Below are 19,525 nucleotides of genomic sequence, written 5' to 3' on the forward strand. Positions count from 1 at the left end.
AGTGGAACAAGAACCCCAAGCCGTTCATCTGGACCAAGACCGCCGACGACATCCTCGACACCCTCGCCGCATACTGCACACGAATTAACGACTCAGGACACTAGGGCCTGTATCAAGTCGTGATCAGGCTGTTCCGAGGTGGCGGATCCAGAGGAGTGCGCCGCAGAGTTCGAGGGCTGCTTGGTAGCTGTCGGGGCGTTTGTCGTACCGGACGGCGAGGCCGCGCCAGTCCTTGATCTTGTTGATGGTGCGCTCGACGGTGTTCCGCTCTTTGTACAGCTCGGTGTCGTGGGAGAGGGGTCTGCCGCCCCGGCATCCCTTCTTCCTGCGGTTCGTGGCCTGGTCCTTCTTCTCCGGGATCACTGCCTTGATGCTGCGCTTCCGCAGGTGGGTGCGATTCCTGCGGGAGGAGTAAGCCTTGTCACCGGCAACGGCATCCGGGCGGGTGCGGGGTCGGCCGACCGGGCCGGGTACTCGGATGCCTTGGAGGACGGGGATGAATTGCGGGCTGTCCCCGGCCTGCCCGGCGGTGATCACGAAGGAGAGCGGGAGACAGTCCCGGGTGCAGGACAGGTGCGTCTTCGTGGTCAGTCCGCCGCGGGATCGTCCCAGGGCGGCAGCTGCAAGGCGGGCCTTGTGGCGACGTTTCAGCAGCCGTCGCTCGGCCCGCCCGGAGTCGGGTTCCGGATCTTCTTGTCCGGCTTGTCCCTCGGGGCGTCCCCTTTTTCGGCCAGGGTCTTCTCCAGGGCATCGAGGGTCTCGGCGTCGAGGACCAGGCCCGCGGCGTCGTGGTGGGCGCGGGCCGTGGTCGAGTCCACGCTGACCAGCGACAAGTCGACCAGGCCCCGTTTCGCGGCCTCGGCGATCGCGCCCTGGAAGATCGCGGTGAACACCCCGGCGTCCCGCCACTTCCGGAACCGGCCGTAGACCGTGGACCAGGGTCCGAAGCGTTCGGGAAGCTCCCGCCACTTCGCCCCGTTCCGGAACCGCCAGACCACCCCTTCGAACTGTTCTCGCAGGTGAGAGGGGTACGGCCCGTACTCACCGATCGGCAGGAACGACTCTATGAACTCCCATGCTTCATCAGTCAGTTGAGGGCGAGACATCCTGCTGTTCTACCCGACCACCCGGAACCGCAACGGACCGGGGGTCAGGTAGATCACGACTTGATACAGGCCCTAGCAGTCGGTTGGGCTCTGACCTCGATTCTTCCGAGGGGTGATGTCGTCTCCGTGAGCGGCTGGCTGCCCGTTATGTCCCGCGCCGTGTCGGGACTGGCCGTCGCGTGACGCTGCGGGGCGTCGGGTTCCACGGGCCCGAGGGTGGTGCGGTGCTCTCCTCTCCGGTGTCGTTGGGGTGGTGGCCGGCCGTCAGGTGAGGGCCGGGAACTCGGTGGCCCGTTGCCACGCGGTGGTGAACGTCGACGCCCATGGCCATGCTTGGTCGAGGTGGAGGGTGTGGCGTCGGGCGTGGGTGGTGAGGCGGGCGGGCAGGTGGTAGAGCTTCCTGCGGATTGTCTCGGGTTCGGCCTTGGCGAGTTCGGGTTCGTCGTGCAGGAGGAGCCGCGTCCAGGCGTCGAGGTCGGCGGCAATCGTGGCGGCCAGAACCCAGGCGGTGTTGATCTGCCAGGACTTCGAGGGCAGCAGTCCGAGCCCGACCCGTTTGATCGCTTTGACGCGGTCCTCCACTTCGGCGTGGTCGCGGTAGAGGGCGTCGACGAACCACACCTGTCCGGAAGCCGGGACGCCGGACAGCCCGCGGTGGTCGGGGATGTTCGTGGCGACGATCTGGTAGCGCCGGCCGGTGGCCTGCTCGAAGGCGGTCAGCTTCTTCAGATCCCGCCGTGAGGGCTTGACCCGGCGCACGATCAGCCGCATCCCTGCCGGCCACCCGGTCAGGTCACGCAGGCCCGTGAGCTCGGCGACTTGGTAGGAGACCGTCCCGCCGTCGGGGCCCGTGATCTCGTGGACCTCGCCGTCCTGCCGCAGCGCGGGTGTCCACACCTCCTCGGGCAGCAGCGCGATCGCCGCCTCGTCAGCGGTGTGGATCGCCCAGCCGGTCACCCACCGCATCCTCCTGCGGCTCGTGGTCAGATGCTGGAGATGGTCCAGGATGTCGTGGCTGAAGGCAGCACCGTCGATCCTGATCAGCAGCTTCGACCACAGCGGCAGCGCGAGCTGCCGCAGCGCGGCGGCCAGAACCGTCTTGTGGTCGGCGACGTCGTTGGCGGCCGCGTTCCCGGGCTGCAGCAGCATGGCCGCGCACTCACGGGTGTTGGCCACCCAGGCACCGAGCGGATGGTGCCCCAGGTGCCCTTGAACGTCCCCGCCGCCCCTTCCTTCCTGCTGGCACAGGTCACGACGGTGGCGTCCAGGTCGAGGACGTACCAGCCGGTGAGTTTTTGGCCGCACACCGATATCCAGGGGAAACCGGCAGGTCGCAGGGCCAGCCAGGTCCACACGAGTCGTCGTGTCACGGCGCGGACCCGCTCGATACGCGCCGCCACCGGGCCGTCGACCTCCTCCAGGACCCTTCGCAGGGTGTTGTCCGAGACCGGCCTCAAAAACAACGCCCGCCAGTGGTGTTGGAGTTGCTCGGTCTCCAGAACGCTCGTGGCGCCGGGCGCGATCGCGCAGGCGAGCTGGACCAGCGCCATGCCCCGGTCCCGCCACCCCGGTCCGGTGCCCCGCGGCAACACCGCGCTCCGCGCGGCGGTCAGGCCCACCCGGTCCGCGACACGACGCAGCAGCACGATCCCCGCGTGCCCGACAAGACGCTTGCCGTCGGCCCGCACGTCGAGCCGGTGATCCCATTCGGTAGTCTGCACCTGTTGGGTGTCTCTTCCTTGCGATGTTTTTGATCTAGACAATCCAGATCATTGCAGGTGAGAGGCACCCTTCTCCTGTCAGGGCGTCAGGTGACGGACACAGCTGAATTCATGAGGCTGAAGGACCCTCGGTTCCCACTCTTGGGCTACCGGCTCACGCCGGCGGCTGGGGCCGGGGGTCCTTTGCTCTCATCCTCTCTTTGGAAGAAGCACCCTCCTTGTTCGGTAGGGCCCGCCAGGCCCGGGAGCAGGAGCTTTCCGCGCCTGGGACACGGTTCGGTTGATGCCGTCCAAGTCCTCTAGGTACTCCACCAACCTGGCCTTGTCCTCCTGGGGTAAGGCATCGGCCATCTTGGCTAGCAGCTCAGTCGTTTCCGCAGGTGAGGGGCCGCTTCTCATGCGCCCTCACGGCGCTTGTCGGCCCGCCTCTCCTCTTGGGAATTGATGTAGTTGTAAACGGTGAACCGGGAGACACCCAGCGCCCCCGCCACGGTCTCGACCCCGTGTCGTACGGAGAAGGCACCGCGCGCCTCCAGCAAGCGGACGGCCTCCTGCTTGGCCTTGCGGTCCAGCTCGGCCAGCGGTACGCCGTGCCGGCGCTCCATCGCGGCCAGGATGTGGTCCAGCGACTCCGAGAGCTGCGGCAGCCGGACCGCCACGACGTCCTCGCCCTCCCAGGCCAGCACCACGTCGTCGGGGGCCGCGTCCCCGGGTCCGAGGAGCTCGGCGCCCATGGCGTCGGCGAGCGGCTTCACGGCGGTGACGAGGGGGTGGTCCACCGGTCCGGTCACTTCGGGTCCTCTCCGATGACGTTGACCTGGAGCGAGACCCGGGTGGCACCCGATGCCAGCGCCTGCCGCAGCAGGCTGTCCACCGCGGTGAGCACCCGGTCGGCGCTCCCCTCCGCCGTGTTGCCGAACGGGCCGACGTCCACGGCCTCCAGTTCGGCCCCCTGGATGACCTCGCGCGCCACGACCGCGTGCGCGGGCGCCTCGTCGAGGTCGAAGGGCTCGGTGGTGAACTCCACTCTCAAGCGCATGGGTGCCTCCCTGGTACGTCGCACCGCCTCCGGGGCGACTCGCGGCTCGGGCACGACCCTAACGCCCGCCCGCCGGGCTCCCGCACCGGCGGCACACGGACCGCGGCCGGGGGCCGCGAGGGGGTGCCGCCCGCCGGGAGAGCTCCGAGCAGGGTGCGGGGGCCGGCGGGGAACGTCACGCGAGGCACCTCCTGGGGGCGGTCGCGTGGGATGCGCCGGCCGCAGTGGCCCCCTTCGAGGCGCCGCAAGAGGTGCACCGGTCGTTGCACAGATGCAACACCGGGCCGCCCCGGGGCCCCGGTGGGCCGTGCCGACCGGGTGGTCCCGCCGGCCCCACCGGGCAGCCCCGCCGAGCCGACCGGGGCCCGCCCCGCCCCGCCGCGCCACCGCCCCGTCAGCCGCCCGGCTGGATGTCGCCGCGCGTCGAGGACGTGATCGGCTCGCGCTGGGCGAAGTCGCCCGGAGGGATGCCCGGGTGGTGGCCGCCCTCGACGGGCCGCACGGCGGCGGCCGGGCCGGGTGCCGGCCTGGAGACGATCCGGTAGCGGTCGCCCCGGTAGAGCGAGTGCACGTACTCGACGGGGCGGCCGGCGGTGTCCGAGGTCAGCCGCTCGAAGAGCAGGGCCGGGGAGAGTTCCGGCACGTCCAGGAGGCGGGCCTCGGCCCGGGTCACCACGGTCGGCTCGATCGCCTGGACCGCTTCGTGGACGTGCACGTCGCGGCGCCCGCGCAGGTGAACGCGAGGGTCGCCGCGTACCGCGCGGGCGGGACGACGTTCCAGGACACGGTTTTGGCCAGTTGATCCGGTAGCCGGGGAACCGGGCGGGGCGGGCGGCCGACGGGCCTCCGCCCCGCCTTTCGTGTGCCCGGCGAGGGGCGGGCGGGGCCCTCCCGACCGGCCCGCATTCCGGGCACCCCCTTGACAGCCTCGCCACCCTCCGGGCAATCTTCCGTTGAGCAGAAACAAACTTCCGCGATACGGAAGGAGCGCCGAAACCCTCATGGGCTACCCGGACCAGCGCTTCGATGTGAACCTCTCGATCCTCTTCACGGAACTCCCGCTCCTGGAGCGGCCCGCGGCAGCCGCCGCGGCCGGCTTCACGGCGGTCGAGCTGTGGTGGCCCTGGACCGAGACCCCCACTCCCGACCGGGCCGAGCTCGACGCCCTCAAGAAGGCGCTCGACGACGCCGGCACCCAACTGGTGGGTCTGAACTTCTACGCCGGACAGCTCCCCGGCCCCGACCGCGGCGCGCTCTCCGTGCCCGGCGCGGAGTCGGACCGCTTCCGGGCCAACATCGAGGTGGCGGCCGACTTCGCCGCCTCGGCCGGCTGCAGGGCGCTCAACGCGCTCTACGGCAACCGGGTCGACGGCGTCGACCCGGCCGCCCAGGACGAACTGGCCCTGGAGAACCTGGTCCTGGCCGCCCGCGCCGCCGACCGGATCGGCGCGGTGCTGCTGATCGAGACCCTGAACGCGCCGGAGTCGCCGCGCTATCCGCTGGTGAGCGCGCCGGCCGGCATCGAGGTCGTGGACCGGGTCAACGCCGCGACCGGCCTCGGCAACGCGAAGTTCCTGCTGGACCTGTACCACCTGTCGATGAACGGCGAGGACCTGAGCCAGGCCATCGCCGCGTACGCCGACCGGACCGGTCACGTCCAGATCGCCGACAACCCGGGCCGCGGCGCGCCCGGCACCGGCTCACTCCCCCTGGAGCAGCTCCTCGACGAGCTGACGAAGGCCGGTTACGAGGGCTGGGTCGGGCTGGAGTACAAGCCCGGCGACCGCCCGAGCGCCGACGCCTTCGACTGGCTCCCGGCCGCGGCGCGGCCCGCCCGCTGAGCGCGGCGAGAGCCCCTCCCCACGTAGATCTCCCCACGTAGATCGGAAGACACCCTCATGAGCGACAACCTCCCCAAGGTCGCGTGGATCGGTCTCGGCATCATGGGTTCACCCATGTCGGAGAACCTGGTCAAGGCCGGTTACGACGTCACCGGTTACACCCTGGAGCAGGACAAGGTGGACCGGCTGGCCGCGGCCGGCGGCACCGGCGCCTCATCGATCGCCGAGGCGGTGAGGGACGCGGACGTGATCATCACGATGGTGCCCGCGTCCCCGCAGGTGGAGGCGGTGGCGTACGGACCCGGGGGCATCCTGGAGAACGCGAAGCGCGGGGCGCTGCTGATCGACATGTCCTCGATCACCCCACAGACCTCCGTGGACCTCGCGAAGAACGCCGCGGAGAAGGGCATCCGGGCCCTGGACGCCCCCGTCTCCGGCGGCGAGGCCGGCGCCATCGAGGCCGTGCTGTCCATCATGGTGGGCGGCGAGCAGGCCGACTTCGACGCGGCGAAGCCGCTGCTCGAAGCGCTCGGCAGGACCATCGTGCTGTGCGGCCCGCACGGCTCCGGCCAGACCGTGAAGGCCGCCAACCAGCTGATCGTCGCGGTGAACATCCAGGCGTGCGCGGAGGCCGTGGTCTTCCTGGAGAAGTCCGGGGTCGACCTCGGCGCCGCGCTGGACGTACTGAACGGCGGCCTGGCCGGCTCGACGGTGCTGACCCGCAAGAAGGACAACTTCCTCAACCGGGACTTCGCCCCGGGCTTCCGGATCGACCTGCACCACAAGGACATGGGCATCGTCACGGACGCCGCCCGCAACGTCGGTGCCGCGCTGCCCGTCGGCGGCGTGGTCGCCCAGCTCGTCGCCTCGCTGCGCGCGCAGGGCGACGGCGGCCTGGACCACTCGGCGCTGCTGCGCTCGGTCGAGCGGCTGTCCGGTCAGCCCGTCCAGGACTGAGCCCGGCCGCTCCCCCTTTCCCTCCAGACTTCCGGACGGTGCCGGCGCTGACACCTGTCCTGTCGCGCCCAGGCGCCGGCGCCGTCCGGAACACCCTCCCACCACGAATTTCAACAAACTGTTGACGTCTGGTTCGGAGCGTACCTACGCTCCTGGAGCCCCGAGCCGTCGCAGTTCAGCAGCTCCCGTACGGAAGGTCGCTCCGACACCATGACGCAGCGTGTGCTTACGACCGAGTCCGGCGCCCCGGTCGCCGACAACCAGAACTCCGCCACCGCGGGCGCCGGAGGCCCGATCCTCCTCCAGGACGGCCACCTCCTGGAGAAGCTCGCCCGCTTCAACCGGGAGCGCATCCCGGAGCGCGTGGTGCACGCCCGGGGCTCCGGCGCGTACGGCTACTTCGAGGTGACCGACGACGTCACGGCTTACACCCGCGCCGACTTCCTCTCCGAGGTGGGCCGCCGCACCGAGACGTTCCTGCGCTTCTCCACCGTCGCCGACTCGCTGGGCGGCGCGGACGCGGTGCGCGACCCGCGCGGTTTCGCCGTCAAGTTCTATACGAACGAGGGAAATTACGACCTCGTCGGGAACAACACCCCGGTGTTCTTCATCAAGGACCCGATCAAGTTCCCCGACTTCATCCACTCGCAGAAGCGCGATCCGTTCACGGGCCGTCAGGAGCCGGACAACGTCTGGGACTTCTGGGCGAACTCCCCCGAGGCCACGCACCAGGTGACCTGGCTGATGGGCGACCGGGGCATCCCGGCCTCGTACCGCCACATGAACGGTTTCGGCTCGCACACGTACCAGTGGACGAACGCCGCGGGTGACGCGCACTTCGTGAAGTACCACTTCAAGACGAACCAGGGCGTGCGGTCGCTCTCCGCCGAGCAGGCCGCCGAGCTCGTCGGCAAGGACGCCGACTCGCACCAGACGGACCTGCTGCAGGCCATCGAGCGCGGCATGAACCCGTCCTGGACGCTGTACGTGCAGCTCATGCCGGCCGCCGAAGCCGCGGACTACCGCTTCAACCCGTTCGACGTGACGAAGGTGTGGCCGCACGTGGACTACCCGCTCCAGCGGGTCGGCCGGCTGGTGCTCGACCGCAACCCGGACAACGTCTTCGCCGAGGTCGAGCAGGCGGCGTTCTCGCCGAACAACTTCGTGCCCGGCATCGGCCCGTCCCCGGACAAGATGCTCCAGGGCCGCCTGTTCGCCTACGCGGACGCGCAGCGCTACCGCCTGGGCATCAACCACACCCAGCTCCCGGTGAACGCCCCGCGCGCGACGACCGCCGACAACTACGGCCGCGACGGCCTCCACGCCACCCGCTACGGCTCGCGCCACGACAAGAACTACGAGCCCAACTCGTACGCGGGCCCCGCCCAGACGGACGCGGCGCTCTCCGCCCCGCTCCCCGTCCAGGGCTGGACCGGCACCCACGAGGCGCCCGCCCACACCAAGGACGACGACTTCTTCCAGGCGGGCGAGCTGTACCGGCTGATGTCGGCCGACGAGAAGGACCGCCTGATCGCGAACATCGCGGGCGGCCTCTCCCAGGTCTCCCGGGACGACGTCGTCGAGAAGAACCTCGCCCACTTCCACGCGGCCGACCCCGAGTACGGCAAGCGCGTGGAGGAGGCGGTCCGCGCCCTCCGCGAGGACTGACCTCCCCCGAGCCCTGCCCGCGCCGACGCGCCCACCCGGATGAGGGGTAGTCGCCCGGCGCGGGCAGGACGAGGCCGCGGCGGCGGTGCGATACCAGTGCGGTGGTACAGGGGCGGGCGGCCCGGTCACCAGACCCGAAGGCCCGTGCAGCCCCCCTTCGCGCTTCCGCCGCGGCCCCTGTTCCCCCTGGACCAGGGCGTGGAGTACGGATACGGTCCCGTACTCCACGCCCTTCCGGGTTCGTCCCGGGTGGGTCGTTGCTGCCGCAGCGCTGGGCTCGTGCCGGCGAAGTCCGATCCATCCGAATCAGTGAGGGGATGCTGGTGTGCTCACCCTGAGAGATGTCGTCGACGATCCGCTGCCCCTGACACACCACCTCGCACTGAACGACGCTCCGGACTCGGTGTTCCGTCCTCTCGTCCACACCGACGCGAACCGTCTGGCAGGTTTCCTTGCGGGCTTGTCGCCCGGAACAAGGCGGCTGAGTACGTTCGACGGGTACGGCCTCGCCACCGCGCAGGAGCTGTGCGACGCGATCGCGCGCTACGACAAGCTCAGGCTCGTTCTTGAGGAAGTGCCGTCCGGCAGGATCGTCGGCCTGTTCGAGTTCAGCCTCGACCTCCACCCCGCGGACGTGGCCCGCTATCGCGGGACCGGCATCCACCTTTCGACAACCGATTGCCGGTTCGGCCTCACGCTGGCCGACGACTACCAGGGACGAGGGGTGGGAACGCACATCTTCCCGCTCGTCACGGACATCGCACGGCGCTTCGGCAAGCAGCGGATCATCCTCTGGGGTGGCGTCCTCGCCGACAACCCCCGCGCCATCCGCTACTACGAGAAGAACGGCTTCCGCTCCGCCGGCTCCTTCACCGGGGCGGACGGCGCCCGGTCGCTCGACATGATCCTGGACCTGGATGCCCCGTGAGGAATTTCGGCGCGAACCCGGTGGACCCGGGTCAGTCGATGCCTTCGATGACGCGGAAGTCGCGCTCGACCCCGCCGGAGAGGGCGGCCAGCGCCTCCTGGTAGGCCAGGCTCTCGCGCGCCGCGACGGCCTGCTCGAAGCTGTCGAACTCGACCAGGACGGTGCGCTCGGCCATTCCGGCCTCGTACGCCTCGACCCGACTGCCGCGGGAGAGGACCCGGCCGCCCCCGGCTTTGACGGCCAAAGGGGCCAGCTCGTTGTAGGCGGCCAGCTTCTCGGGGTCCGAAATGGTGCGGTAGACGCTGACCCAGTAGCCCTTGGGCATGGAACCTCCGGTGTGTGGTGATGAGTGCGTCCGACTTACGGGGTGGCCTCGGGGAGACGAGCACCCCAGGGCTCCTCTTCCAGGAGAAGTCCGTTGGCCAGAAGGCTGATAGTCCGGTACCAGCCGATCAGTACGAGCAGTTCGAGTAGTTGAGCCTCCTCGTAGTACAGGCGCAGGGCGTCCCAGGCGGACTGCGTGAGCCGGGTCGTGTCGTCGAGTTCGTCGACCGCGCGGAGCAGTGCCGTGTGACGTGGCGACCATGCAGCACTGGCTGCCGCGTCGGGTTGGACAGTCGCCCGGAGCAGGGCCGGGCCGAGTCCGGCCTGCGGCGCCAGAGTCGCGGCGTGCACACCCCACTCGTAGGCGCAGCCGGATCGCGCGGTCACGCGGGCGATGACGATCTCCCGGTCCGAAGCGGGGAGGAGTCCATGGCCCAGCAGTCCGGCGCCAAGGGCGAACATGCGTGAGGCCAGCTCCGGGTTGCGATGCAGTACGCGGAACAGCGCGAGTGGCTCGTGCGGTACACCCGGCGGCATCCATCGCCGGAGCGCCCGGTAGACGTCGGCGGCGTAGGGCGGGGTGAGCGGTTCGATGCGGGGCATCTCGGCGGCACCTCCTGCTTCGATTTTCGAATCACTATGATGCTTCGAGAACCGAAGCGCAAGGAGCGGTCATGGAAGCCAGAGCACCACGTCCGGGTGAGCCGGTGCGGGGGTCCGCATCGGGTCGTCCGGTGATGGCCGCACTCGACCTGCTCGGACGGCGTTGGACGATGCGGATCCTCTGGGAGCTGAGTCAAGCCCCGGCCGGCTTCCGCGAATTGCAGCGCCGATGCGAGCGCATGTCCTCCAGCGTGCTCAGCACCCGGCTCGAGGAGCTGTCCGTCGCTCGCCTGCTCGTCCTGGATGGCGACGGCTACCGCCTCACCCGGCTCGGCCGCGATCTCGTCGAGGCGCTGAGCCCGCTGGACGCCTGGAGTCGACGCTGGGCCGAGGAAATGGGACCCGCGACGCCAGGAGGTTTGGAATGATCACCCGGTGGCCGACTCCTGCGGCTGTACGCGAAGGGAGCGGCACATGGGTCGTCGCGGAAGGCTCCGCAAGGGGACAGCAGTCGTGACCGCGACTGTGCGTGAGTGGAACGATGAGGAGGGGTGGGGCGTCCTCGACTCACCCGAGACTCCCGGTGGCTGCTTCGGGCACTACGCCGACATTCAGGCGCCCGGCTTCCGCACGCTGTCACCGGGGCAACAGGTCGATCTCGTCTGGGAAGCACCCGGCTTCCAGCAGGACGGCTACGACTACCGCGCGGTGAGCATCACCCCCAAGCACGACTGACATCAACGGCCCCACACGCCGTGCCGGCCCCGGCGATGGCCGCGAGCGAGACAACCGCCGCCGCCCGGCCCGGGTGACAAGCCGCAGAAGGTCCTGACAAGGGCGCGCTCGGGCCTCGCCGAACGCCGACGGGGGATGCTCTGACGACGGCTTCGACTGCTTCCGCGGCTGGCTGACCGCTCAGGGCCGCGAAGTCGGCGAAGGACAGTCGGTGATGCCGGATGGCGGTAAGCCGGTGGAGACGCCGGAGTGGGCCGGGACCGTCGGTCCTGGCCCACTCCGGCTTGCGGGCGTCACCTCCTTCGGCGACCGCCCGGGCCCGCCCGGTGCATCGTGGCGAAGGCGATGGCGCGCTCGCGTGGCGTGCAGCCGCGGGTCATCCACAGCAGGGTGCCGTAGCGGACGACGTCCCGCCCGAGTCGCAGACCGAGGCTGACGCCCGTCCACGGGGTGAGAGTCTCGGCCCAGTTCCCGGCCTGGTCGAGCAGCTCGTCGAGGTACATCTCATCCTCCTGATCGTGTGGGTCACTCCGACACGAACGAGGCTCCTGGGTAGGAGAGTTGTGCAGAACTGCCGCAGTGGCCGCCCGCCACCGGCGCACCACGCATACGCTGCCGGCCTGGCGCGATGACCGTGCGTGGTTGTTCTTCAGATGCTCCGGGGGTTGAAGAAGTGACCGGTGAAGAACCGAAGTGGCTCCCTGCCGACGCGAACCGGCAATGGAAGTGGCCCACCGACACCGAGGGCTGGGGCGAGCACCGCCTCTGGCTCCTGGACGCCTTGATGCACTGGACCTGGCACCACGGGTACGAGGGGCACCGCATGCAGGGGCAGCAGCTGGCCAACTGGTGTGCCAAGGTCCCCAGTGCCTCGACGATCAGCAACTGGATCAACAACGGCGGCGTGGCGGCGAGGGGCCTGGAATTCTGCCGCTTGGCCCAGGAGCGATCCGCATGCCCACCCGACTGTGAGCGCGGGTTCGGTGACCGGAGTGTCCTGGAAACCCGCTACAAGCACGCCGCCCAGGAGCTCAAGGCCAGGAACCGCGACGCACAACGCCGTTCGAACAGGCCCCGTCCGCTGCTCGCCGCCTACGACCGTCCCCTGAAGGATGCCGCCTGCAGGCTCTCCGCACTGGAGAAGGCACAGAAGGCCGTGCGGCAGGCCCTGCAGACCGTCACCGTCAACCCCTACGGCTCGAAACTGGACCAGGTGACTCTCCAGCAGGTCCGGGTCGAGCGCGCGGCCGAGAGGGACGTACTCAGGCACATCGACCGGCAGCTGGCCGGCAAGGCGCCCGGACAGGCCGCAGCCCTGCTCGGCGAGCCCGGCGTCGGGAAGAGCTGCTCCCTGTGGGGTGTGTATGAGGCCCTGTCCAGGCGACCTGAGCTCTGCCTCGTCCTGCTGTCCGCGACGTCCCTGCTGGCCGGCGCGGATGGCGAGCCGGACCTGTACCCGCACGAACTGCCCAAGCTGCTGGAGGCGCACCGCGGCCGGCCGGCCGTCGCCCCAGCCGCCCCCGCCGTCAGAGGACGTGCCGCGGCGCCCGGGCAACGCCCGATCGTCCTGCTGCTGGACACCGCCGATCTGCTGCTGCACGAGACGCGGACCGCGCACGACTTCACCGAGCTGATCACCGTCCTGCGGTCCAGGAACATCGCCGTGGCCCTGGCCTGCCGGTCCGGCGAGGCGAGCCTGCTCAAGCAGAACGGGGACGGCGAGGAAGGCGAGGGCGTCGACATGTCGCTCCTCTCCAACATCCCGCTCGGCCTCTACGGGACCGGGAAGAAGGAGCGCACGGAGCACGGCTGGACTCCGGACTCCGAACTCGGCCGGGCGATCGCCGCCTACGGGCGGATGTACGCACCGGCCCGGAGGGAGGAGGACGGCTCCTTGCCGAGGATGGAGCAGTCGCTGGCTGACGCGGCCGCTCGCGGGCTCCCGCTGAGCCGGCTGATCCGCCACCCGCTGTACCTTCGCATGGTCTTCGACCTGTACAGCCCCCACGGCCCGAACGTGGCCGAGCTCGACGTCGCCGCCCTGTTCCGCGACTACTGGAACCGGCGAGTCGAGCGTGACCTGCGCGATTCGGTGACGGGCCTCGACGCGGTCCCGGGTGAGGAGGCACGGCGGCTGGGACGAGCGGCGGCCGAACTCGGCCTGGTCACGCTGTTCCGGGGAACCATCGAGTTCCACCGGGAGCACGCCCGCGACCTCCTCGCCTCCCGGTGCGCTGTCCCGGCGGACACCGCGGCCGCCTGGATCGGGCTGCTGCTCCGCCGGGGCGTGCTCAGCGAGGGCGTCGCCGGCCGGGTGCGCTTCCACCACCAGGTCATCGGCGAGTACGCCGCGGGCCGGGGACTCGCCGACGCCCGCGCCGGTCTGCCCGCCACCTCCCGCCGCGTCGCCGAGCACCCCCAGGACCTCTACCTCGCCGAGGCGGCCCGGCACGCGTTCCACTACACCGACCGGGCCCACGCCCACGAGCCCCGGCGGTGGTACCCGCACCTGGCTGTGCTGTCCCGGGCCGCCGCCCCGGTCGCGCGCGACACCTTCCTGCGCATCGTCGCCGGCCTGCGCCACGCCCCGTCCAGCGCCGCCGCCGACGCCGCCGCCGTGATCGGGGAACCGGAGACCGGCGCGCTGCACGCCGAGCACTACCTGGACGCCCTCTGCGCGACCGTCAGGCCCGACGAGGACATCTGGCCGACGGTGTTGCGGACGATCTGGGACGTGGTCGGTGCCCCGCTCCGCGACGACGTCATGCGCGCGGTCACGACCCTCGTCCTGGAACAGCGTGCCGCCGCCACACTCTTCCTCTACGGCCTTCCGCCCGGCGACCTGGCCAGGCACACCCCCGCCGCGCATCTGGCCGACCTGATGCTCCGTGCGCACGCACACGACGTGGACAACGCCCTGGACGTCTCCGCGGACGGCACCGAAAACCCCGAGCGCACCGCCCTCACGACCATGCGGGACATGCTCGACGAGGTGTTCGTCCAACGCGGCGCGCCGCTGGAACGCGCACTGACCACGCTCGCCGACCTGACCACCCGCCGGCCGGACCGGTACGGCGGCCTGTGTGACGGACTGCCCCGGCGCCTGGCGCTGGCTGACAAGATCTCCAAGGACGCCGACACGATCATCGCCTCGGCCGCGGCCTGCTGGGCCGCCGCCCACGGCCACGAACGCACCGCCGACACCCTCAAGGCATTGCAGGGCTGCCTCGACGAGATGGCGGCCGGCAGCCCGCCCGCCGGAAGCCTGCACGTCGTTCTGCACGGCGTGGCGACCGCCCTGTGCCGCCCCGACGCCCACCCGGACCCGCGACTCCTGCGCTCCGCCCTGTCCGGTGCCGCGGCCCTCGCCGTCGACGACGGCGTCCGCAAGACCGTGGCCCGCTACTTCCTGCGCCCGTTGCTCCTCGCCGGGCACGCGCCCGCCGGACTCGCCGCACGCAAGTGGTGCCAGGAACAGGCCGGCCACCGGAAGGCCGGTCAGGACCCGCCGTCTCCCGGCACCGCGCTGGCCCTGACCGCCCTGGGCGTCCTCGGAGGCCGTCGCCTGCCCGGGGCCGTGGTGGCCGCGTACCTCCCCGACGACGCCCGTTCGGCCCGCCCGCGCCCCGCGACGCTCCTCCCGTGGATCAGCGCCCCGTGGGACGCCGAGCTGACCGTCGCCGCCGCGGCCGGCGGGCACCACCTCGCCGCACACGCGCTCGCCCTCCTCGCCGAAGGGACGGAGCACACAGCCCTCGAAGCGGCGGCACCGGCGCGATCCGAAGCGGTGCCGCCCGGGCCCGGGCAGGCTGAGGACGCCTCCGCCACGGGCAAGAGCCGCCGACGTGGCAAACAGCCCCGCAGGCGCCTGGCACCGCCCCGGGAGGAGGTCATCGCCCGCGTGCCGGAAGCACCGGGGCTGCTCCTGCCCTGGCTCCTGCGCGACGCCGAGCAGCGGAAGGACGCCGACACCCTCATCGGCTTCGTCCGGGCGAGCGAGCGACTGCCCGCCGGGCACCCCGAGGAACTGGGCGCCATCACCGCCCACCTGGCGGCACAGGACGACCGCGCGGCAGTCGCCGCCGGGCACCGGCTGAGCGCACGCATGATCAGCTGCGGCATGGCACCCCTGGGAAGTCCCGAGGACTTCGTGCAGCAGGTGAACTCGCTGAACACGAGCGCCACGGCGCAGACCGAGCTGCTCAAGGCGGTCACCCGGGCGATCACCGCGGATCCCGGGGCGTGGGACCTTCCCGGCGCGTGCAGGATCCTGAATCCCCGCCTGGACGCCCTCGTCGACCGGGCCGTGACCATGGCTGCCACGGTCACCGATCCGGGGATCGGCCACGAGGCGTACATGCTGGCCGGGTACGAGGCGCAGCTGCTGCGGGCCCGGCTGGCCGTCCTCGACGCCCGGACGAAGGTGGCGGAAGGCGCCGGGGATCTCGGCCTGCGGCAGGTCGAGGCCCTGGTCTTCCTCCCCGCGGATCTCTGCCTGCCGCCCGGTCACAGCCTGACGCGGCCGGGCAACGTGTGGCCGCGCCGCTTCGACGCCCTGCCCCGCCTGTGCGTCGACCTCCACGAGGCCGGACATCGACAGCACGCCGAGCGGCTGTTGGAGCGCGCGGTCACCGTGGCGACCGAGGTGTCCGGTCCCTCTGCCCGCTGGCGGCACGCCGGATGGAACCCCTGGCGCCCCTACCTGCGCCTCCTCGTCGGCGAACGCTCCCGGCTGTACGACCTGCTCATCGAGTACGGGCCCCGCGACCACCAACTCACCCGACACCTTCTGGAAGTCGCGGGCCAGACGGTGACGGACATCTCCGCCGAACTGCACAGACTGCTCACGGACCCGACCTGGCCTGCGGAACTGCGCGACGCCGCACGGCGCACCGTGTCCTGGGCCGGCCGCGACGGCGCCAACCTGCGCTGGGAGACGCTCTACGAGGACACCGCGGCATGCTGAGACATCCGGCCGAAACCCGGGGGACGCCGGGCAGCGTCCGGAGTGACAGCCGCCGCCCGGCTCGGCGCCCCACTGGTACTGCTGCCCCTGCCGCAGTCAGCGTTGGTGGGCACCGCGGGTTGCACCAGGCCGACCGCAGGCGGCCGACGGAAGCGATCGCCCAGTGGCCGCCTCTGTTGCCGCCGGCGGGCTTCCGGCGCCGGGATCCGATTCACCGCAATGGCCCTTCGACGGCGAAGGCGTGGCTGTAACGTCAGCGGCGCGCCCTCGTAGGAAGGGTCATCGGAGTAGGGGGAGGACTGTGTCAGACATTTCCCGGCGAGCGCTCATGGGCGCCACCGGCGCAGCAGCCGCGACGGCACTTCTCACGACGACCGGAACAGCTCAGGCCGCCGATACCGCGGGCGGCGAGGACGGGCACACACCACACAGCAGCTCGAAGGAGGCCGGGACACTCATGGCCAGTGGCAGTCAGACTCTCAAGTACGTGGCGTACATATCGAGTCCCGACATGGAGGTGCTGAACGACGCGACGTTCGGCGTCGGCGCGGACCCCGCCGACATGTGGGCGTATCTCGACGATGCGACGGCACGTCTCCGGGCGAGACATCCCTCGTATTCCTTCACCCCCCGTCTCGTCCGGTACGACCAGGTCACCACCGAGCTGCCGCGCCCGTAACGCACACGGCGCCGCCCCGTCCCCCAGCGGGGCCGGCGCATTCGCGGAGTGGTCGAGCCACATTCCGAATGCTGAACGGCAAGCCGATCCTGGACGCCATGGCCGAAGACGGCGTCTACCACTCGCGGTTCGTCACGGGAACCAGGAACGGCGGACTGACCGCGCATCCGGGCGGCGACCGATGGCTCTGGGAGAGCCGTATCTTCGGCGGAGCGTACGACGAAGCGGCCGCTCATGAGCGGCCGGTCTACGGGGCGTTGAACTTCCGCCACAAGCCGGTCGGCGGGGCGCCCCGGTTCGGCTCGGCCCACTTCCGGCTGACGCACCGGACGCCGGCGCGGAGCACGTTCTGCTACCCGGACAGTTTCCTCGAACCGTCGGATTTCGGTGTCGCGGCCCGCATGGGGCTGATCGAGCTCGCCTGCGCCGATCGTCAGGACGAGCTCGACGACTACATCGAGGCGCAGGTGCACGGGCCGGTCGAGCTGGGACGCGATGTGGAGGCGCTGGTCCTCGACCCCTGTTACCGGGGCACGACGGTGGAGGCCGCGGCTCTGCGTCTCGGCTGCCCGGTGGAGTGGCACCCCGGCTTCCGCCTCGAGGTCGAAGAACTCCGACGTCACCCCGACTACCGCGGTCAGGAGTACGTGGACCTGGGCACGCGGATCGCGATCGACGGCCTTCTCGATCCTCGGATCGTCGGAGACGCCGCACGCGCCGGTCTCCACGGCCCCCAGGCGGTCAAGCGAGTGTGGCACTACCTGGCGCGATTCGGGTCTCCCCGCGAGCTCACGGACAGGCACCCCGACGGGGCGACGAAGACGATCGCGGCGAGAACCGCGGCTTCTCCGGCACCAGCCCCTCGGTGAAGGCCGTATCGGCGCAGCCGGAGAGTACCCACGGCCTCCGTGGGCGCTCTCCGGGGGGCCTCGGGCTCTACGGGATCACACCCCCACGTACGGCCTGATCGCCGTAGGCGCGTGGGCCGGGTCCGTCGCCACGTCCTCGAACTCGTTGACCGAGGCGATGTCCGAGCCGCTCATCGAGATGTTCGTGACGCGTTCCAGGATCGCCTCGACCACCACCGGGACGCGGTGCTCCGCCGCCAGCTTCTTGGCCTCCTCGAACGCCGGGAGGAGGGCGTCCGGTTCGGTGACGCGGATCGCCTTGCAGCCCAGGCCCTCGACGACCTTGACGTGGTCGACGCCGTAGACGCCCAGTTCCGGGGAGTTGAGGTTCTCGAACTCCAGGCTGACCTGGAAGTCGATGTCGAAGTTGCGCTGGGCCTGGCGGATCAGGCCGAGGTAGGAGTTGTTGACCAGGACGTGCACGTACGGGATGCGGTGCTGGGCGCCCACCGCCAGCTCCTCCAGCATGAACTGGAAGTCGTAGTCGCCGGAGAGCGCGACGACCGAGCCCTCGGGGTCGGCGGTCGCGACGCCCAGCGCGGCCGGGATCGTCCAGCCGAGCGGGCCCGCCTGGCCGCAGTTGATCCAGTGGCGCGGGTGGTAGACGTGGAGCATCTGGGCGCCCGCGATCTGGGAGAGGCCGATCGTGGTGACGTACCGGGTCTCCGGGCCGAACGCCCGGTTCATCTCCTCGTACACCCGCTGCGGCTTCAGCGGCACGTTGTCGAAGTGCGTACGGCGCTGCAGGGTGGCGCGGCGCTCCTGGGTGGACGCGGCCCAGGCCGAGCGGTCCTTCAGCCGGCCCGCCGCCTTCAGTTCGCGGGCGGCCTCCACGAACAGCTGGAGCGCCGCCTTCGCGTCGGAGACGATGCCGAGGTCAGGGGCGAAGATCTTGCCGATCTGGGTGGGTTCGATGTCGACGTGGACGAACGTGCGGCCCGCCGTGTAGACGTCCAGCTTGCCCGTGTGGCGGTTGGCCCAGCGGTTGCCGATGCCGAGGACGAAGTCGGACTCCAGGAAGTTCGCGTTGCCGTAGCGGTGCGAGGTCTGGAGGCCGACCATGCCGGCGTTCAGCTCGTGGTCGTCGGGGACGATGCCCCAGCCCATCAGGGTCGGGACGACGGGGACGCCGGTCAACTCGGCGAACTCGACGAGGAGTTCCGCAGCGTCGGCGTTGATGATGCCGCCGCCCGCGACGAGCAGCGGGCGTTCGGCGGCGTTCAGCAGATCGAGCGCGCGCTCGATCTGCTTGCGGGACGCGGCGGGCTTGTGCACCGGCAGCGGCTCGTACAGGTCGGGGTCGAACTCGATCTCGGTGAGCTGCACGTCGATCGGCAGGTCGATGAGGACCGGGCCGGGGCGGCCCGTACGCATGAGGTGGAACGCCTGCTGGAAGACGCCAGGGACCTGCGCGGCCTCCAGGACGGTGGTGGCGGCCTTGGTGACCGGGGCGGCGATCGAGGCGATGTCGACGGCCTGGAAGTCCTCCTTGTGCAGGACGGCGGTCGGGGCCTGGCCGGTGACGCACAGGATCGGGACGGAGTCCGCGATCGCGGAGTACAGGCCGGTGATCATGTCGGTGCCGGCCGGTCCCGACGTGCCGACGCAGACGCCGATGTTGCCCGGGCGGGCCCTGGTGTAGCCCTCCGCCATGTGGGAGGCGCCCTCGACGTGGCGGGCGAGCGTGTGGTGGATGCCGCCGGCGGCCTTGAGGGCCGCGTAGAAGGGGTTGATCGCGGCGCCCGGCACACCGAACGCGTTGCTGACGCCTTCGCGCTTGAGGATCTCGACTGCCGCGCGGGCAGCGGTCATACGAGGCATTGAGTGCTCCTGCTCGTCCCTGGGTGGAGTCGGGCTCTGTCGCGCCACCTGAGAGCACCAATTCCGCATTACGGAAAGTTTATTCTGTTATGTGGAAGCAAATCTAAGGTGCGCCCGGACGGCCGTCAAGGGAAGCGGACCCCGGGCGACGAGGGGCACCAAGTGCCGCGATTCCCGCCCCGGCGGCGAACTCTTGGTGGAGCATGGGGATACGGAACGAAGCCGGCCC

16 protein-coding genes and 3 pseudogenes are annotated in these 19,525 nt (G+C 70.6%); 10 read left to right on the forward strand and 9 right to left on the reverse strand.

Annotated elements, in window-relative coordinates; genetic code table 11:
* Positions 1–123: 123 nt before the first annotated feature.
* From ABZ564_RS09470 to ABZ564_RS09490, 5 genes and pseudogenes are all read right to left on the reverse strand, one after another.
* Positions 124–1,106, reverse strand: a pseudogene (locus ABZ564_RS09470) (IS5 family transposase).
* A gap of 264 nt (positions 1,107–1,370) precedes the next feature.
* Positions 1,371–2,282, reverse strand: coding sequence for a transposase (locus tag ABZ564_RS09475; protein ID WP_360852193.1), 912 nt, complete (start codon positions 2,280–2,282; stop codon positions 1,371–1,373).
* Positions 2,283–3,222: 940 nt separating this feature from the next.
* The gene (locus tag ABZ564_RS09480; RefSeq protein WP_360852196.1) at positions 3,223–3,618 is read right to left on the reverse strand and encodes a helix-turn-helix domain-containing protein; all 396 of its coding nucleotides are present in this window, start codon (positions 3,616–3,618) and stop codon (positions 3,223–3,225) included.
* Positions 3,615–3,866 (reverse strand): hypothetical protein, encoded by a 252-nt coding sequence (locus tag ABZ564_RS09485; RefSeq protein ID WP_360852199.1) that lies wholly within the window; start codon positions 3,864–3,866, stop codon positions 3,615–3,617. Before ABZ564_RS09485 ends, ABZ564_RS09480 begins: the two co-directional genes overlap by 4 nt.
* 394 nt (positions 3,867–4,260) lie before the next feature.
* A pseudogene (locus ABZ564_RS09490) lies at positions 4,261–4,602 on the reverse strand (UTRA domain-containing protein); the annotation flags it as partial.
* Between the two features lie 265 nt (positions 4,603–4,867).
* Here ABZ564_RS09490 and ABZ564_RS09495 point away from each other — a divergent pair.
* The 4 genes from ABZ564_RS09495 to ABZ564_RS09510 all read left to right on the forward strand — a co-directional run bounded on the left by ABZ564_RS09495 (position 4,868) and on the right by ABZ564_RS09510 (position 9,260).
* The gene (locus ABZ564_RS09495) at positions 4,868–5,707 is read left to right on the forward strand and encodes a TIM barrel protein (protein ID WP_360852202.1); all 840 of its coding nucleotides are present in this window, start codon (positions 4,868–4,870) and stop codon (positions 5,705–5,707) included.
* A gap of 57 nt (positions 5,708–5,764) precedes the next feature.
* The gene (locus ABZ564_RS09500) at positions 5,765–6,664 is read left to right on the forward strand and encodes a 2-hydroxy-3-oxopropionate reductase (protein ID WP_360852205.1); all 900 of its coding nucleotides are present in this window, start codon (positions 5,765–5,767) and stop codon (positions 6,662–6,664) included.
* A gap of 210 nt (positions 6,665–6,874) precedes the next feature.
* The gene (locus tag ABZ564_RS09505; RefSeq protein ID WP_360852208.1) at positions 6,875–8,332 is read left to right on the forward strand and encodes a catalase; all 1,458 of its coding nucleotides are present in this window, start codon (positions 6,875–6,877) and stop codon (positions 8,330–8,332) included.
* 325 nt (positions 8,333–8,657) lie between these two features.
* Positions 8,658–9,260 (forward strand): GNAT family N-acetyltransferase, encoded by a 603-nt coding sequence (locus ABZ564_RS09510; RefSeq protein WP_360852211.1) that lies wholly within the window; start codon positions 8,658–8,660, stop codon positions 9,258–9,260.
* Between the two features lie 31 nt (positions 9,261–9,291).
* Here ABZ564_RS09510 and ABZ564_RS09515 read toward each other — a convergent pair whose 3' ends face one another.
* Together ABZ564_RS09515 and ABZ564_RS09520 are read right to left on the reverse strand one after the other, a co-directional pair.
* Complete coding sequence (locus ABZ564_RS09515) at positions 9,292–9,585, reverse strand: DUF1330 domain-containing protein (RefSeq protein ID WP_360852214.1); 294 nt, start codon at positions 9,583–9,585, stop codon at positions 9,292–9,294.
* Positions 9,586–9,620: 35 nt separating this feature from the next.
* Positions 9,621–10,187, reverse strand: coding sequence for a carboxymuconolactone decarboxylase family protein (locus ABZ564_RS09520; RefSeq protein ID WP_360852217.1), 567 nt, complete (start codon positions 10,185–10,187; stop codon positions 9,621–9,623).
* A 71-nt stretch (positions 10,188–10,258) separates the two neighbouring features.
* Between ABZ564_RS09520 and ABZ564_RS09525 the strand changes: the two genes are divergently transcribed.
* The 3 genes and pseudogenes from ABZ564_RS09525 to ABZ564_RS09535 form a co-directional block, all read left to right on the forward strand.
* Positions 10,259–10,615, forward strand: a complete 357-nt coding sequence (locus ABZ564_RS09525; RefSeq protein ID WP_360852220.1) for a helix-turn-helix domain-containing protein — start codon at positions 10,259–10,261, stop codon at positions 10,613–10,615.
* A gap of 46 nt (positions 10,616–10,661) precedes the next feature.
* A complete protein-coding gene (locus ABZ564_RS09530) occupies positions 10,662–10,922 on the forward strand; it encodes a cold shock domain-containing protein (RefSeq protein ID WP_360852223.1) in 261 nt (86 codons plus the stop codon).
* Positions 10,923–11,046: 124 nt separating this feature from the next.
* A pseudogene (locus tag ABZ564_RS09535) lies at positions 11,047–11,112 on the forward strand (DUF4240 domain-containing protein); the annotation flags it as partial.
* A gap of 103 nt (positions 11,113–11,215) precedes the next feature.
* On the opposite strand, the gene ABZ564_RS09540 reads toward ABZ564_RS09535, so the two are convergent.
* Positions 11,216–11,425, reverse strand: a complete 210-nt coding sequence (locus ABZ564_RS09540) for a hypothetical protein (protein ID WP_360852226.1) — start codon at positions 11,423–11,425, stop codon at positions 11,216–11,218.
* A gap of 170 nt (positions 11,426–11,595) precedes the next feature.
* Here ABZ564_RS09540 and ABZ564_RS09545 point away from each other — a divergent pair, with 170 nt between their 5' ends.
* The 3 genes from ABZ564_RS09545 (at position 11,596) to ABZ564_RS09555 (ending at position 17,436) form a co-directional block, all read left to right on the forward strand.
* Complete coding sequence (locus ABZ564_RS09545) at positions 11,596–15,888, forward strand: hypothetical protein (protein ID WP_360852229.1); 4,293 nt, start codon at positions 11,596–11,598, stop codon at positions 15,886–15,888.
* A 457-nt stretch (positions 15,889–16,345) separates the two neighbouring features.
* The gene (locus ABZ564_RS09550; protein WP_360852233.1) at positions 16,346–16,567 is read left to right on the forward strand and encodes a hypothetical protein; all 222 of its coding nucleotides are present in this window, start codon (positions 16,346–16,348) and stop codon (positions 16,565–16,567) included.
* 68 nt (positions 16,568–16,635) lie between these two features.
* A complete protein-coding gene (locus ABZ564_RS09555; protein ID WP_360852236.1) occupies positions 16,636–17,436 on the forward strand; it encodes a DUF3626 domain-containing protein in 801 nt (266 codons plus the stop codon).
* Positions 17,437–17,511: 75 nt separating this feature from the next.
* On the opposite strand, the gene gcl is transcribed toward ABZ564_RS09555, so the two are convergent.
* Positions 17,512–19,287, reverse strand: a complete 1,776-nt coding sequence (gcl, locus tag ABZ564_RS09560) for a glyoxylate carboligase (RefSeq protein WP_360852239.1) — start codon at positions 19,285–19,287, stop codon at positions 17,512–17,514.
* Positions 19,288–19,525: the final 238 nt, after the last annotated feature.

It is taken from the genome of Streptomyces sp. NPDC019224, from assembly GCF_040632605.1.
Classification (GTDB): domain Bacteria; phylum Actinomycetota; class Actinomycetes; order Streptomycetales; family Streptomycetaceae; genus Streptomyces.

Bases quoted from the DNA above. Each gene is read 5' to 3' on its own strand.
- ABZ564_RS09525 (WP_360852220.1), top strand. From the start codon at position 10,259: ATGGAAGCCAGAGCACCACGTCCGGGTGAGCCGGTGCGGGGGTCCGCA.
- ABZ564_RS09515 (WP_360852214.1), bottom strand. From the start codon at position 9,585: ATGCCCAAGGGCTACTGGGTCAGCGTCTACCGCACCATTTCGGACCCC.
- ABZ564_RS09485 (WP_360852199.1), bottom strand. From the start codon at position 3,866: ATGCGCTTGAGAGTGGAGTTCACCACCGAGCCCTTCGACCTCGACGAG.
- ABZ564_RS09505 (WP_360852208.1), top strand. From the start codon at position 6,875: ATGACGCAGCGTGTGCTTACGACCGAGTCCGGCGCCCCGGTCGCCGAC.
- gcl (WP_360852239.1), bottom strand. From the start codon at position 19,287: ATGACCGCTGCCCGCGCGGCAGTCGAGATCCTCAAGCGCGAAGGCGTC.
- ABZ564_RS09500 (WP_360852205.1), top strand. From the start codon at position 5,765: ATGAGCGACAACCTCCCCAAGGTCGCGTGGATCGGTCTCGGCATCATG.
- ABZ564_RS09550 (WP_360852233.1), top strand. From the start codon at position 16,346: ATGGCCAGTGGCAGTCAGACTCTCAAGTACGTGGCGTACATATCGAGT.
- ABZ564_RS09555 (WP_360852236.1), top strand. From the start codon at position 16,636: ATGCTGAACGGCAAGCCGATCCTGGACGCCATGGCCGAAGACGGCGTC.
- ABZ564_RS09540 (WP_360852226.1), bottom strand. From the start codon at position 11,425: ATGTACCTCGACGAGCTGCTCGACCAGGCCGGGAACTGGGCCGAGACT.
- ABZ564_RS09530 (WP_360852223.1), top strand. From the start codon at position 10,662: ATGGGTCGTCGCGGAAGGCTCCGCAAGGGGACAGCAGTCGTGACCGCG.
- ABZ564_RS09520 (WP_360852217.1), bottom strand. From the start codon at position 10,187: ATGCCCCGCATCGAACCGCTCACCCCGCCCTACGCCGCCGACGTCTAC.
- ABZ564_RS09495 (WP_360852202.1), top strand. From the start codon at position 4,868: ATGGGCTACCCGGACCAGCGCTTCGATGTGAACCTCTCGATCCTCTTC.